The following is a 13,655-nucleotide window of genomic DNA, read 5'->3' as shown; positions in this document are numbered from 1 at the left end:
AGTAGTGAGAGGGCAGGCGTTAGCCAGCCATCTGTTTTTCGCGGATTTCTGCCAGCGTTTTACAGTCGATGCACAGATCGGCTGTTGGACGCGCTTCCAGGCGACGAATACCGATTTCAACACCGCAGGATTCGCAGTAGCCAAAATCTTCGTCCTCGACCTTCTTCAGCGTTTTTTCGATCTTTTTGATCAGTTTGCGCTCGCGGTCACGGTTACGCAGTTCGAGGCTGAACTCTTCTTCCTGAGCGGCACGGTCGACCGGGTCCGGGAAGTTAGCAGCTTCGTCCTGCATATGTGTAACGGTGCGATCGACTTCATCCCTGAGTTGATTACGCCATGCTTCAAGAATACGCTTGAAGTGCGACAGCTGGGCTTCGTTCATATACTCTTCGCCCGGCTTCTCTTGATACGGCTCCACCCCAGCGATGGCGAGAATACTCAGGGACGATGTTTTACGGTTTTGCCCTTCTTGCATGTTGCTTCTCCTTAACACGCACTATCGATCCCCGTGTTGGGGGAAAAATCAGGTCGCTATAAATAGCAGATGCTTTTCCGTATGGCAATTATCTAAACGTAACACTTGACAACCCTGTGAGGAAAAGCGTATTTGCGCACGCGGCCAGAACACTTATTAGTCAATCGTCTAATCCCTTATAAGACAATGGGAAGAGAGGATCTCAGAGTCATATTATCGGCAGAAAGTTCCGCTTTATAAGCGAAAATCTCTACCCCCTGCTTTTGTGCCTCATTCAACAATTGCGCGTATTTAGGATCAATATGACGGGCCGGGGAAAACCGTTCAATGGCTGAATGCAGAACCGCAAACAGCAACACGGCGCGCTTGCCCGCCGCCGCTACACTCATTAGCTCTCGCAGATGCTTCTGGCCACGTAGCGTTACCGCATCCGGAAAGAAGCCGTTTTCCTGTTCCGCTAACGTCACTGATTTCACTTCAATATAGCACTCAGGGCGGTCTTCCGCCTGTAACATAAAATCAATTCTGCTGCCTTCATCGCCATATTTCACTTCGCTTTTTTGCGTGCCGTAACCCACCAGTTCAGGAAGCATTCCATTTGTCAGAGCTTCCTTAACCAGCTGATTTGCGCGCAGGGTATTAACGCAAATAAATGCCCCGCTTTGCGTCTCGGTCATTTCCCAGGTATGGGGATATTTGCGTTTAGTATTTTCTGATGTGGAATACCAGACCGTGTCACCCGGCGTGGCGCAACCGGTCATGGCGCCGGTGTTAGGGCAGTGCAGCGTGAGCGTTTCGCCCGCAGGGGTGATCACATCAGCGAGAAAGCGTTTGTAACGCTGGATCAGCGTGGCGGGCTGGAGTGCAGGACTAAACTTCATCAGGATTCCTTAACGTGTCGCCCAGCGTCCAGCGCTGGAGCGGAGTATAGCGGGTGCGTCCTTGTACAAAGGCAGATTCGTACAGCGCAAATTCATTCACCTGAAAGGACCAGTGAAAGCCCGGTGGCGGGATGGCAACGGCCTGACCCGCATCGCGCAGCAGGGTAATGTGGGGATGAAACGGCTGCGGGCTCTGATAACAGCCGCTGCGCGCGGCCTGCGCCCGCAGCATGTTGGCGAGCTGTAGCAGTCCGCGAGGGGGCTGCCGCGTCCCCAGCCAGACCACCCGAGAGCGCAGCCATTGCCCGGCATCGTCAAGATGCAGCGTAAACCCCGGCTGCGAAATGCGTCCGGCCATTGCGCTTAACGCGCGCTGCTTTTCAGCGCTTACTTCACCAAGAAAGGCTAACGTCAGGTGCATATTGGCGGCGACGACGGGGCGGCCCGCTTCCGCGGGGAAGTGGCTGGCGCGCCAGCGAACAATCTGCCGTTGAAGCGTGGTGGGTAATTCAATGGCGAAGAATAGCCGTTTAGACTCAGACATGCGCAAGACTCGGTAATGATATGCGCCGATGCTACAATGTACGCCGATTAATGTTAACCCTCTGGAGCCGTAAGTGTCCTCTTTGCCCGTCGCCGTCGTCCTTCCTGAGCTTCTCGCAGCCTTAGAACATGCGCCACAGGTTTTGCTCAGCGCGCCCACCGGAGCGGGTAAATCCACCTGGCTGCCCCTGCAAATTCTGCGCGATGGGAACATCAGCGGGAAAATTATCCTGCTGGAGCCGCGCAGGCTGGCGGCGCGCAATGTGGCGCAGCGCCTGGCGGAACTGCTGAATGAAAAACCGGGTGAGACGGTAGGGTACCGGATGCGCGCCGAAACCTGCGTTGGACCATCCACGCGGCTGGAAGTGGTCACCGAAGGTATTCTTACCCGTATGTTGCAAAACGATCCGGAGCTGACCGGCGTCGGGCTGGTGATCCTTGATGAATTTCACGAGCGCAGCCTCCAGGCCGATCTGGCCCTTGCGCTGCTGCTCGACGTTCAGCAGGGGCTGCGCGACGACCTTCGGCTGCTGATTATGTCGGCGACGCTGGATAACGAGCGGCTCCGGCAGACGCTCCCTGACGCGCCGATGATCTCCTCTGAAGGGCGTGCGTTCCCGGTCGAGCGCCGCTATCAGCCGCTGCCTGCCCATCAGCGTTTTGACGAAGCGGTTGCCATCGCCACCGCCGAATTGCTCCGCCAGGAGCCCGGCTCGCTGCTGCTGTTTTTACCCGGCGTAGGCGAAATCCAGCGCGTACAGGAGCAGCTGGCATCCCGGGTGAACAGTGACGTTATGCTGTGCCCGCTCTACGGCGCGCTGCCGTTGGCTGACCAGCGCAAGGCGATCCTTCCCGCACCGGCGGGGCAGCGCAAAGTGGTGCTGGCAACGAATATCGCGGAAACCAGTTTGACCATCGAAGGCATTCGCCTGGTGGTGGACAGTACGCTGGAGAGGGTGGCCAGTTTTGATCCGCGTACCGGGCTGACCAGGCTGCTGACGCAGCGCATCAGCCAGGCCTCAATGGTGCAGCGCGCAGGGCGAGCAGGGCGTCTTGAGCCGGGTATTTGCCTGCATTTAACCAGCGCCGAGCAGGCGGAGCGTGCGGCTTTCCAGAGCACGCCTGAGATTTTACAAAGCGATCTCTCCGGACTGGTGATGGATCTGATGCAGTGGGGCTGTCCGGACCCTGACCAGCTCACCTGGCTTAATCCTCCGCCTGTCGTCAACCTTTCCGCCGCGTGCAGTCTGCTGACCCAGCTTGGCGCGCTGGAAGGCGAGCGACTGACGGCGCGCGGCCAGAAAATGGCGGCGCTGGGCAACGATCCACGTCTGGCGGCAATGCTGGTAGCAGCACAGGGCGACGATGAAATTGCCACGGCGGCAAAACTGGCGGCTATTCTTGAGGAGCCGCCGCGCGGTGGCGGCAGCGATCTGGGACAGGCCTTTTCACGCCATCAGGGAAACTGGCAACAGCGGGCGCAGCAGCTGTGTAAACGCCTGAATTGCCGGGGCGGTTCGCCTGACAGCGATAAAGTTATCCCTCTGCTGGCCCAGGCCTTCCCGGACAGAATCGCGCGCCGTCGCGGGCTGGATGGTCGCTATCAGCTGGCAAATGGGATGGGCGCGATGCTGGACAGCGATGACGCCCAGACGCGTCATGAATGGCTGATCGCGCCGCTCTTACTCCAGGGCAGCCACTCCCCGGACGCGCGTATTTTACAGGCGGTTGCCGTGGATATTGACCTCCTGACGCGTGCCTGCCCGCAGCTGCTTCAGCAATCTGACATCGTGGAATGGGATGATACCCAGGGCACGCTGAAGGCGTTCCGTCGTAGCCAGATTGGCAAACTGACGCTCGGGACGAAACCGCTGGCGAAGCCGTCGGAGGAAGAGTTACACCAGGCGATGCTGAATGGCATTCGGGAAAAAGGGCTGAGCGTACTGAACTGGACGCCGGAGGCTGAACAATATCGTATACGTCTGCACTGCGCCGCGAAGTGGCTGCCGGAACAGGGGTGGCCAGCGGTGGATGATGAGACGCTGCTCGCGACGCTTGAACAGTGGCTGTTGCCGCAGATGAGCGGCGTACACTCCCTGCGCGCCCTGAAGGCGCTTGATGTTAAGGCAGCGTTACAGAATTTACTGGACTGGTCGTTACGTCAACGTCTGGATAGTGAACTGCCTGGGCATTACACTGTGCCAACCGGGAGCCGGATTGCCATTCGTTATCATGAGGATAATCCGCCGGCGCTGGCGGTTCGGATGCAGGAGATGTTTGGTGAGGCCACCACGCCGTCCATTGCTGAAGGCCGTGTGCCGTTAGTGCTTGAGCTGCTTTCGCCTGCGCATCGTCCCTTGCAGATCACCCGCGACTTGGGGGCGTTTTGGGCGGGGAGCTATCGTGAAGTGCAGAAAGAGATGAAAGGGCGATATCCCAAACACGTCTGGCCGGACGATCCGGCGAATACCGCGCCGACACGGCGCACGAAAAAATATTCGTAATGGGGAAAGTGCGGGCTGATGCCCTCACCCCGGCCCTCTCCCACAGGGAGAGGGAGAAACAAACTTTGAGAGATTTCTTCTTTCACTGACCTGTGCAAGATAAGAAAATCTGGCCTTTGCGCCTGAATGTTGCGGAGAAAAAGCATGGCGGGGAATGACCGCGAGCCAATAGGACGTAAGGGAAAGCCGACGCGTCCGGCGAAAGAAAAGGTAAGCCGTCGTCGCCTCAGAGATGAGGAGTATGACGATGACTATGAAGACGATTATGAGGATGAAGAACCGATGCCGCGTAAAGGGAAAGGCAAAGGGCGTAAGCCTCGTGGTAAGCGCGGCTGGTTCTGGCTGCTGCTGAAGCTGTTCATTGTTTTTGTTGTCCTGATCGCGATTTACGGCGTTTATCTGGATCAGAAGATCCGCAGCCGTATTGACGGGAAAGTCTGGCAATTGCCTGCGGCAGTGTACGGCCGCATGGTGAACCTTGAGCCGGACATGTCCATCAGCAAGAACGAGATGGTGAAGCTGCTGCAAGCCACGCAGTATCGTCAGGTCACGAAAATGACCCGTCCAGGCGAATTTACCGTCCAGGCGAAAAGTATTGAGATGATCCGCCGTCCGTTCGACTTCCCGGACAGTAAAGAAGGGCAGGTTCGCGCGCGTCTGACCTTTGACGGCGATCGTCTTGAAACCATTGAGAACATGGATAACGATCGCCAGTTCGGTTTCTTCCGTCTCGATCCGCGTCTCATCACCATGCTGTCGTCCGCAAACGGCGAACAGCGGCTGTTCGTGGCGCGTAACGGCTTCCCGGATTTGCTGGTGGATACCCTGCTGGCAACCGAAGATCGCCACTTCTACGAGCACGACGGTATCAGCCTTTACTCCATTGGTCGTGCGGTACTGGCGAACCTGACCGCCGGGCGTACGGTGCAGGGGGCGAGTACCCTGACCCAGCAGCTGGTGAAAAACCTGTTCCTCTCCAGCGAGCGCTCTTACTGGCGTAAAGCCAACGAAGCGTACATGGCCGTGCTGATGGATGCGCGCTACAGCAAGGATCGTATTCTTGAGCTGTACATGAACGAGGTGTACCTCGGTCAGAGCGGCGATAACGAGATCCGCGGCTTCCCGCTGGCGAGCCTGTACTACTTTGGCCGTCCGGTAGAAGAGCTGAGCCTTGACCAGCAGGCGCTGCTGGTGGGCATGGTGAAAGGCGCGTCGATCTACAACCCGTGGCGTAACCCGAAACTGGCGCTGGAGCGTCGTAACCTGGTGCTGCGTCTGCTGCAACAACAGCAGGTGATTGACCAGGAGCTGTACGACATGCTGAGCGCACGTCCGCTGGGCGTTCAGCCGCGCGGTGGGGTGATCTCTCCGCAGCCTGCCTTTATGCAGATGGTGCGTCAGGAGTTGCAGTCTAAGCTCGGAGATAAAGTGAAAGATCTCTCAGGCGTGAAGATCTTTACCACCTTTGATTCCGTGGCGCAGGATGCGGCAGAAAAAGCGGCGGTAGAAGGTATTCCGGCGCTGAAAAAGCAGCGTAAGCTGAGCGATCTGGAAACCGCGATGGTAGTGGTTGACCGTAACACCGGCGAAGTTCGTGCCATGGTGGGCGGTGCTGAGCCGCAGTATGCGGGCTATAACCGCGCAATGCAGGCGCGTCGTTCGATTGGTTCTCTGGCAAAACCGGCAACCTACCTGACCGCGCTGAGCCAGCCGAACCTCTATCGACTGAACACCTGGATTGCCGATGCGCCAATCTCCCTGCGCCAGCCTAACGGCCAGGTATGGTCACCGCAGAACGATGACAGACAGTTCAGCGGTCAGGTGATGCTGGTGGATGCGTTAACCCGCTCGATGAACGTGCCAACGGTTAACCTCGGGATGGCGCTGGGCCTGCCAGCCATCACCGACACCTGGCAGAAGCTGGGCGTACCGAAAGATCAGCTGCACCCTGTGCCAGCGATGATCCTGGGGGCGCTTAACCTGACGCCAATCGAAGTGGCGCAGGCGTTCCAGACCATCGCCAGCGGCGGTAACCGAGCGCCGCTCTCCGCTCTGCGTTCGGTGATTGCCGAAGATGGCTCCGTGCTGTATCAGAGCTTCCCGCAGGCGGAGCGCGCTGTTCCGGCACAGGCGGCCTATATGACGCTGTGGACCATGCAGCAGGTGGTTCAGCGCGGTACCGGTCGTCAGCTGGGGGCGAAGTATCCTGGTCTGCATCTGGCGGGTAAAACCGGGACCACCAACAACAATGTCGATACCTGGTTCGCCGGTATTGATGGTCGTGAAGTGGTCATCACCTGGGTGGGGCGCGATAACAACCAGCCGACCAAACTGTATGGCGCGAGCGGTGCGATGTCGATTTTCCAGCGCTACCTCGCGAATCAGTCTCCGGTGCCGCTGAACCTCGTTGCTCCTGAAGATATCGTCGATATGGGCGTGGACAGCTCGGGTAACTTCATTTGCGGCGGTGGCGTGCGTACGCTGCCGGTCTGGACGACCAACCCGGATGCGCTGTGCCAGCAAAGCCAGCCAGAAGAACCGACAGGTAACCCGTTCGATCAGTCTTCTCAACCTCAGCAGCCGCAGCAGCAACAGCCGCAGCAGCAGGAAGAGAAGAAAGACAGCGACGGCGTCGCCGGCTGGATCAAGGATATGTTCGGCGGGAACTAACCCTACTGATACCCCCTTCCCGGGAAGGGGGTATTTTTTCACCTCGGCAACTCATTTCCTTAACCCCATTTTCAACCCTTATTAACGACCCATTTTCCGTTGATTATTTCTTAAACCCTTAATTCTTGTAGGGCCGCATATCGCTTGCTATGCCGTCAGCGTTTCGCATATTATTCTGCGGTCATAATAATAATTCTCGTTTACGTTATCATTCACCTTTTTCATCAGAGATCCATCATGGCGCTTTCCAATACTGCTCAGCCAATTAACACGTCGCTGCGTAAAATCGCAGCCGTTGTAGCCACAGCGGTTGCCGGCATGTCTGCTTACGCACAGGCCGCTGAAACCCCCAAGAAAGAAGAAACCATCACCGTGACTGCCGCACCGGCTGCACAGGAAAGTGCCTGGGGTCCTGCACCGACGATTGCAGCAAAGCGCACTGCAACGGCGACGAAAACCGATACACCGATCGAGAAAACCCCGCAGTCTATTTCCGTGGTTACACGTGAAGAGATGGACATGAAACAGCCGGGAACGGTTAAACAGGCGCTGGCCTATACCCCAAGTGTTTTCGCAACGCGCGGCGCATCAACAACTTACGATGTGGTTTCGATTCGTGGTTTCACGACCTCCAGCACCGTGAATACCAACCAGTATCTGGATGGTATGAAGTTGCAGGGAGACAACTACTCTGAAGCGTCCATGGACCCGTACTTCCTTGAGCGCGTAGAGCTGCTGCGTGGCCCGACGTCTGTACTGTATGGCAAAAGCCATCCGGGCGGCGTAGTGAGTATGGTCAGCAAGCGTCCAACCACGGAACCGTTGAAAGAAATTCAGTTCAAAATGGGGACGGATAACCTCTGGCAGACCGGGTTTGATTTCAGCGACGCGATTGACGATGACGGCGTGTGGTCCTACCGTCTGACCGGTCTGGGGCGCAGTGAAAATGCGCAGCAGGAAATGGTGAAGTCTACTCGTTACGCGATTGCGCCGTCTTTCAGCTGGCGTCCTGATGATAAAACCGATTTCACTTTCCTGAGTAACTTCCAGAGCGATCCGGATGCGGGTTACTACGGCTGGCTGCCGCGTGAAGGTACCGTTGTGCCTTACTATGATGCTAACGGAAAAGCGCACAAACTGCCGACCGACTTCAACGAAGGCGATGAAGACAATAAAATCTCCCGTCGTCAGAAAATGGTGGGTTACAGCTTCGCGCATGAATTCAACGACACCTTCACCGTGCGTCAGAACCTGCGTTATACCAAAATCAACACGCTTTACCGTTCAGTTTACGGTAACGGCTATATCGCCCCGGCCCAGATCAGCCGCGCGTACGTGCGCTCAGATGAAGACCTCAACTCGTTCACGGTTGATACACAGCTCCAGTCGAAATTCGCGACCGGCGCCGTTGACCATACCCTGCTGACAGGTGTGGATTACCTTCGTATGCGCAATGACATTGATGCTGACTACGGTACCGCCGATCCGATCAGTATGAACAATCCGCAGCACGGCAATGCGAACGTTAATGTGAACTTCCCGTATGCCATGCTCAATCGCCAGGAGCAGACCGGGCTCTATGCGCAGGATCAGGCGGAATGGGATAAGTGGGTACTCACCTTGGGTGGCCGCTATGACTTTGCGAAAACGTCTGCCTTCAACCGTAATAACGGAACCACCGCGGAAATTAACGATCAGGCATTTACCTGGCGCGGGGGGATTAACTACCTGTTCGATAACGGGATTACACCATACTTCAGCTACAGTGAATCTTTCGAACCGCTCTCTGGCACTACTCAGGGTGGTAAACCGTTCGATCCGGCACGCGGCAAGCAGTATGAAGCGGGCGTGAAGTATGTTCCAAAAGATCTGCCTGTTGTGGTGACGGCAGCGGTATACCAGCTGACCAAGAACAATAACCTGACCGCCGATCCGGCGAACCCGACCAGCGGCTTTAGCGTGCAGGGCGGTGAAATTCGCTCCCGTGGCTTTGAGCTGGAAGCGAAAGCGGCGGTGTCGGCTAACGTGAACGTGACGGCGGCCTACAGCTACACCGATGCGGAATACACCCACGATACCTGGTATGAAGGTCGTCGTCCGGCAGAAGTACCGCGCAACATGGCATCCCTGTGGGCGGATTACACCTTCCACGAGACGGCGCTGAGTGGCCTGACCGTCGGTGCAGGCGCGCGTTACATCGGTAACACGGTGACGTACTACTCCTCAGCGTCGCCTAAAGCCTATGAGTCCTTTAACGTCGCGGGTTATGCCCTGGCGGATGCGACCGTGAAATACGATCTGGCGCGCTTCGGTCTGCCGGGCTCTTCCGTCGGCGTCAACGTGAACAACATCTTTGACCGTGAATACGTCTCCAGCTGCTACAGCGAGTATGCATGCTACTGGGGAGCAGGACGCCAGGTTGTTGCCACGGCGACCTTCCGCTTCTAACCTCTTTATGGGCACGGTTCGCCGTGCCCTTTTTATTTAAGTTGGCTGACATGCAGGATAACAAAACGCAATCCGACTCCACCTTCACGCTCAATAATCTCTCCTTTCGCGTACCCGGGCGCACCTTGCTGCATCCGCTCTCTTTGACGTTTCCCGCAGGTAAAGTGACCGGTTTAATCGGGCACAATGGTTCCGGTAAATCGACGCTGCTGAAGATGCTGGGCCGTCATCAGCCACCGTCCGAGGGCGACATTTTGCTGGATGACCAGCCGCTGGCGAGCTGGAGCAGTAAGGCCTTTGCCCGCAAGGTGGCCTATCTGCCGCAGCAGTTGCCGCAGGCGGAGGGGATGACGGTGCGCGAACTGGTGGCGATTGGACGTTATCCGTGGCACGGTGCGCTCGGGCGTTTTGGCGTTGCTGACAGAGAGAAAGTGGAAGAGGCGATCGCGCTGGTGGGATTAAAACCGCTGGCGCACCGTCTGGTGGATAGCCTGTCCGGTGGCGAGCGTCAGCGCGCATGGATCGCAATGCTGGTGGCGCAGGACAGCCGCTGCCTGCTGCTCGACGAACCTACCTCCGCGCTGGATATTGCCCACCAGGTGGACGTGCTGGCGCTGGTGCACCGTTTAAGCCAGCAGCGCGGCCTGACGGTGATTGCCGTTCTGCATGATATCAACATGGCGGCACGCTATTGCGACTATCTGGTAGCGCTGCGCGGCGGTGAAATGATCGCTCAGGGTACGCCTGCCGAACTGATGCGTAGCGAAACGCTGGAACATATCTACGGTATTCCTATGGGCATCCTGCCTCACCCGGCCGGGGCTGCACCCGTGAGCTTTGTCTACTGATGCTGGATTCAACATTCATTAGCCGCCGTCGCCTGCTGACGGCCATGGCGCTCTCACCGCTGCTGTTAAAGATGGGCCCGGCCCGCGCTGCCGCTATCGATCCGCACCGCATCGTGGCGCTGGAGTGGTTGCCCGTTGAACTGATGATGGCGCTGGGCGTGACGCCTTACGGTGTGGCCGATATTCCCAACTACACCCTGTGGGTGAATGAGCCAAAACTGCCGGACTCCGTCATCGACATCGGTCTGCGTACGGAGCCGAACCTTGAGCTTCTCACCCAGATGAAACCGTCTTATTTATTCTGGTCTGCGGGGTATGGTCCGTCGGAAGAGACCATGGCGAAGATTGCGCCCGGACGGGGCTTTTCCTTTAGCGACGGTAAAAAGCCGCTGACCATGGCAAAAAATTCCATCCACGAGATGGCGCAGTTCCTCAACCGTGAGGCTCAGGCGAAAAAACACCTCGATGAATTTGATGCGCTGATTGATTCCCTTAAGCCGCGCTTTGCCCGCCGTGGCGATCGGCCTTTGCTGATGGTGACCCTGCTGGATGCCCGCCATATGCTGGTCTTTGGAAATAACTGTCTGTTCCAGGAAGTGCTCGACAGCTTTGGCATTCGCAATGCCTGGGAAGGCGAGATGACGTTCTGGGGCAGTACCGCCGTGGGGATTGACCGTCTGGCGGCGTTTCGTGATGTGGACGTGCTGTGCTTCGATCACGGGAACGAGCGCGAAATGCAAACCCTGATGGCGACCCCGCTCTGGCAGGCAATGCCGTTCGTCCGCGAGCAGCGCTTCCTGCGCGCGCCAGCGGTATGGTTCTACGGCGCGACGCTGTCGGCCATGCATTTTGCCCGCGTGCTGGACAATGCACTGGGAGGCAAGGCATGAGCACGCGTATGGCCCGTTTCCCAATGTTACTGTTAGCGCTCATTTTTCTGGCTGCCCTGGCGTTAACCGGCTTTAACCTGACCACAGCGTTGCCGCGCGATCAGTGGGCAGCCGCGTTTGCCGCACCGGATATCGATAATATTCAGCAAATGCTGTTCCACTACAGCCTGCTGCCGCGTCTGGCTATCTCCCTGCTGGTCGGGGCGGGACTGGGACTGGTGGGCGTACTGTTTCAGCAGGTGCTACGTAACCCGCTGGCGGAGCCGACCACGCTGGGCGTGGCGACGGGGGCTCAGTTGGGGATCACCATCACCACTCTCTGGACCCTGCCGGGAGCGTTAACCTCGCAGTTTGCCGCGCTGGCAGGCGCATGCGTGGTCGGTGCGCTGGTCTTTGGCGTGGCCTGGGGAAAACGTCTCTCGCCGGTCACGCTGATCCTCGCGGGGCTGGTCGTCAGCCTCTACTGTGGGGCGATCAACCAGCTGCTGGTGCTGTTTCACCACGACCAGTTGCAAAGCATGTTTATGTGGAGTACCGGCACGCTCACCCAGACCGACTGGAGTATCGTTCAGCGCCTGTGGCCGCAGCTGTTTGGCGGCGTGGTGCTGACACTGCTGCTGCTGCGTCCGCTCACGCTGATGGGCCTGGACGACGGCGTGGCGCGCAATCTCGGGCTGGCGCTGTCGCTGGCGCGTCTGGCGGCCCTGACCCTGGCGATTGTGCTCAGCGCGTTACTGGTTAACGCCGTCGGCATCATCGGCTTTATCGGCCTGTTTGCGCCGCTGCTGGCAAAAATGCTCGGCGCACGCCGTCTGCTGGCGCGCCTGATGCTGGCGCCGCTGATTGGTGCGCTGATCCTCTGGCTTTCCGATCAGCTCATTCTCTGGCTGGCGCGCGTCTGGATGGAAGTTTCCACGGGCTCGGTGACGGCCCTGATCGGCGCGCCGCTGCTGCTGTGGCTCTTGCCGCGCCTGCGCAGCATTAGCGCCCCGGCAATGGATGCCGGCGATAAAGTACATGCTGAGCGTCAGTCGGTGGTGTGGTTCAGCCTTGCCGGACTGGCAGTGCTGGTTATCGCCTCGTTTGCCGCACTCTCGCTGGGACGCGACGCCACGGGCTGGCACTGGGCGACGGGGGATTTGCTGCATGAACTCATGCAGTGGCGCTGGCCGCGGATCTTCTCCGCGCTGATTGCGGGCGTCATGCTGGCGGTGGCGGGCTGTATTATCCAGCGTCTGACCGGTAACCCGATGGCAAGCCCGGAAGTCCTGGGCATCAGTTCCGGCGCCGCGTTTGGCGTGGTGTTGATGCTGTTTCTCGTGCCGGGGAATGCCTTCGGCTGGCTGATGCCTGCCGGGAGTATCGGTGCGGCGGCGACGCTGATGATTATCCTGATCGCCTCCGGGCGCGGCGGTTTCTCGCCTCACCGCATGCTGCTGGCCGGGATGGCGCTCAGCACCGCATTTACTATGCTGCTGATGATGTTGCAGGCGAGCGGCGATCCGCGCATGGCGCAGATCCTGACCTGGATTTCCGGTTCAACATACAACGCCACCGGCAGTCAGGTGGTGTATACCGGGATTGTAATGATCGTGCTGCTGGCGATTGTGCCGCTGTGCCGTCGCTGGATGACTATTCTGCCGTTGGGTGGGGATACCGCTCGCGCGGTCGGGGTGGCGCTGACGCCAACGCGCATCGCCCTGTTGCTGCTGGCCGCGTGCCTGACGGCGACGGCCACCATGACTATCGGCCCGCTCAGTTTTGTCGGATTAATGGCGCCGCATATCGCCCGTATGATGGGCTTCCGCAGGACTTTGCCACATATCGTGATCTCTGCGCTGACGGGCGGGGCGATCCTGGTCTTTGCTGACTGGTGCGGAAGGATGGTGCTGTTCCCGTATCAGATCCCGGCGGGCCTGCTGTCGACCTTTATCGGCGCGCCGTACTTTATATATCTGTTGAGAAAGCAGAGTCGGTAATAAAAGTAAACGGCAATCCTTAGATTGCCGTTTTAGTGTTTGCTCCCTCTCCCTTGAGGGAGAGGGCTGGGGTGAGGGGGAACATACGGCTCTGGTGGTCATTCCGTTCACGTTATGTTCCTTGCTACTCTGTCACGACATGGCCGGTGAACGTGCCAGGGTGGCTCAGTCGCCACCACCCTGGCGACCCGGGCTTCCGGCGGAAAATCGCCGCTTCGCGGTACCTTCGGCTTATTCCTTCCGGCTTATCGGGGACGGGCGGAGGTAACATCCCTGTAAAGCCCGCCCTCTCGGCGCATCCCTGCGCCTCACCCCGTCCTACAGGAAACGCCTCAGCGATTTACAGCCGGACCGAGGCATCGCTGAAAGCCCTCAGTTATTCTGAGGCAACGTTATCGCTTTTGCTTTCAAATTACT

Annotated in this window: 9 protein-coding genes; 6 read left to right on the top strand and 3 right to left on the bottom strand. The window is 58.2% G+C overall.

All coding sequences use genetic code 11. From position 1 onward, the window contains the following. Nucleotides 1-19 precede the first annotated feature (19 nt). The 3 genes from dksA to thpR form a co-directional block, all read right to left on the bottom strand. Nucleotides 20-475: an RNA polymerase-binding protein DksA gene (gene dksA, locus ACOTXD_RS08645; protein WP_001155232.1), complete on the bottom strand. Its 456-nt coding sequence runs from the start codon at nt 473-475 to the stop codon at nt 20-22. Nucleotides 476-651: 176 nt separating this feature from the next. Next, nucleotides 652-1,356: a DNA/RNA nuclease SfsA gene (gene sfsA / locus ACOTXD_RS08640; protein ID WP_003856251.1), complete on the bottom strand. Its 705-nt coding sequence runs from the start codon at nt 1,354-1,356 to the stop codon at nt 652-654. Continuing rightward, the gene (gene thpR / locus ACOTXD_RS08635) at nt 1,346-1,900 is read right to left on the bottom strand and encodes an RNA 2',3'-cyclic phosphodiesterase (RefSeq protein WP_003856249.1); all 555 of its coding nucleotides are present in this window, start codon (nt 1,898-1,900) and stop codon (nt 1,346-1,348) included. The genes sfsA and thpR overlap by 11 nt, the downstream gene beginning before the upstream one ends. A gap of 73 nt (nt 1,901-1,973) precedes the next feature. On the opposite strand from thpR, the gene hrpB reads away from it, so the two are divergent. The 6 genes from hrpB (at nt 1,974) to fhuB (ending at nt 13,238) form a co-directional block, all read left to right on the top strand. After that, nucleotides 1,974-4,403, top strand: a complete 2,430-nt coding sequence (gene hrpB, locus ACOTXD_RS08630; RefSeq protein ID WP_063944549.1) for an ATP-dependent helicase HrpB — start codon at nt 1,974-1,976, stop codon at nt 4,401-4,403. A gap of 144 nt (nt 4,404-4,547) precedes the next feature. Continuing rightward, a complete protein-coding gene (gene mrcB, locus ACOTXD_RS08625; RefSeq protein ID WP_421766400.1) occupies nt 4,548-7,073 on the top strand; it encodes a bifunctional glycosyl transferase/transpeptidase in 2,526 nt (841 codons plus the stop codon). A gap of 237 nt (nt 7,074-7,310) precedes the next feature. Continuing rightward, nucleotides 7,311-9,521, top strand: coding sequence for a ferrichrome porin FhuA (gene fhuA / locus ACOTXD_RS08620; RefSeq protein WP_023299357.1), 2,211 nt, complete (start codon nt 7,311-7,313; stop codon nt 9,519-9,521). A 50-nt stretch (nt 9,522-9,571) separates the two neighbouring features. Then, nucleotides 9,572-10,369 carry a Fe3+-hydroxamate ABC transporter ATP-binding protein FhuC gene (gene fhuC, locus ACOTXD_RS08615; RefSeq protein WP_003856242.1) on the top strand — a complete coding sequence of 266 codons (798 nt, stop codon included), beginning with the start codon at nt 9,572-9,574 and terminating at the stop codon, nt 10,367-10,369. Continuing rightward, nucleotides 10,369-11,259: a Fe(3+)-hydroxamate ABC transporter substrate-binding protein FhuD gene (gene fhuD / locus ACOTXD_RS08610; protein WP_058656376.1), complete on the top strand. Its 891-nt coding sequence runs from the start codon at nt 10,369-10,371 to the stop codon at nt 11,257-11,259. Before fhuC ends, fhuD begins: the two co-directional genes overlap by 1 nt. Continuing rightward, nucleotides 11,256-13,238: a Fe(3+)-hydroxamate ABC transporter permease FhuB gene (gene fhuB, locus ACOTXD_RS08605; protein ID WP_048209806.1), complete on the top strand. Its 1,983-nt coding sequence runs from the start codon at nt 11,256-11,258 to the stop codon at nt 13,236-13,238. The genes fhuD and fhuB overlap by 4 nt, the downstream gene beginning before the upstream one ends. Nucleotides 13,239-13,655 lie beyond the last annotated feature (417 nt).

Source organism: Enterobacter cloacae complex sp. CDL013 (genome assembly GCF_049238805.1).
GTDB lineage: Bacteria > Pseudomonadota > Gammaproteobacteria > Enterobacterales > Enterobacteriaceae > Enterobacter > Enterobacter hormaechei_C.
The sequence above is the reverse complement of the archived record's forward strand: the minus strand, read 5'-3'. Positions and strand labels throughout refer to the sequence as shown.

What these genes read in the sequence shown, in the direction of transcription:
- sfsA (WP_003856251.1), bottom strand. Translation starts at nt 1,356, where the DNA reads ATGAAGTTTAGTCCTGCACTCCAGCCCGCCACGCTGATCCAGCGTTAC.
- fhuA (WP_023299357.1), top strand. Translation starts at nt 7,311, where the DNA reads ATGGCGCTTTCCAATACTGCTCAGCCAATTAACACGTCGCTGCGTAAA.
- thpR (WP_003856249.1), bottom strand. Translation starts at nt 1,900, where the DNA reads ATGTCTGAGTCTAAACGGCTATTCTTCGCCATTGAATTACCCACCACG.
- fhuD (WP_058656376.1), top strand. Translation starts at nt 10,369, where the DNA reads ATGCTGGATTCAACATTCATTAGCCGCCGTCGCCTGCTGACGGCCATG.
- dksA (WP_001155232.1), bottom strand. Translation starts at nt 475, where the DNA reads ATGCAAGAAGGGCAAAACCGTAAAACATCGTCCCTGAGTATTCTCGCC.
- fhuC (WP_003856242.1), top strand. Translation starts at nt 9,572, where the DNA reads ATGCAGGATAACAAAACGCAATCCGACTCCACCTTCACGCTCAATAAT.
- fhuB (WP_048209806.1), top strand. Translation starts at nt 11,256, where the DNA reads ATGAGCACGCGTATGGCCCGTTTCCCAATGTTACTGTTAGCGCTCATT.
- mrcB (WP_421766400.1), top strand. Translation starts at nt 4,548, where the DNA reads ATGGCGGGGAATGACCGCGAGCCAATAGGACGTAAGGGAAAGCCGACG.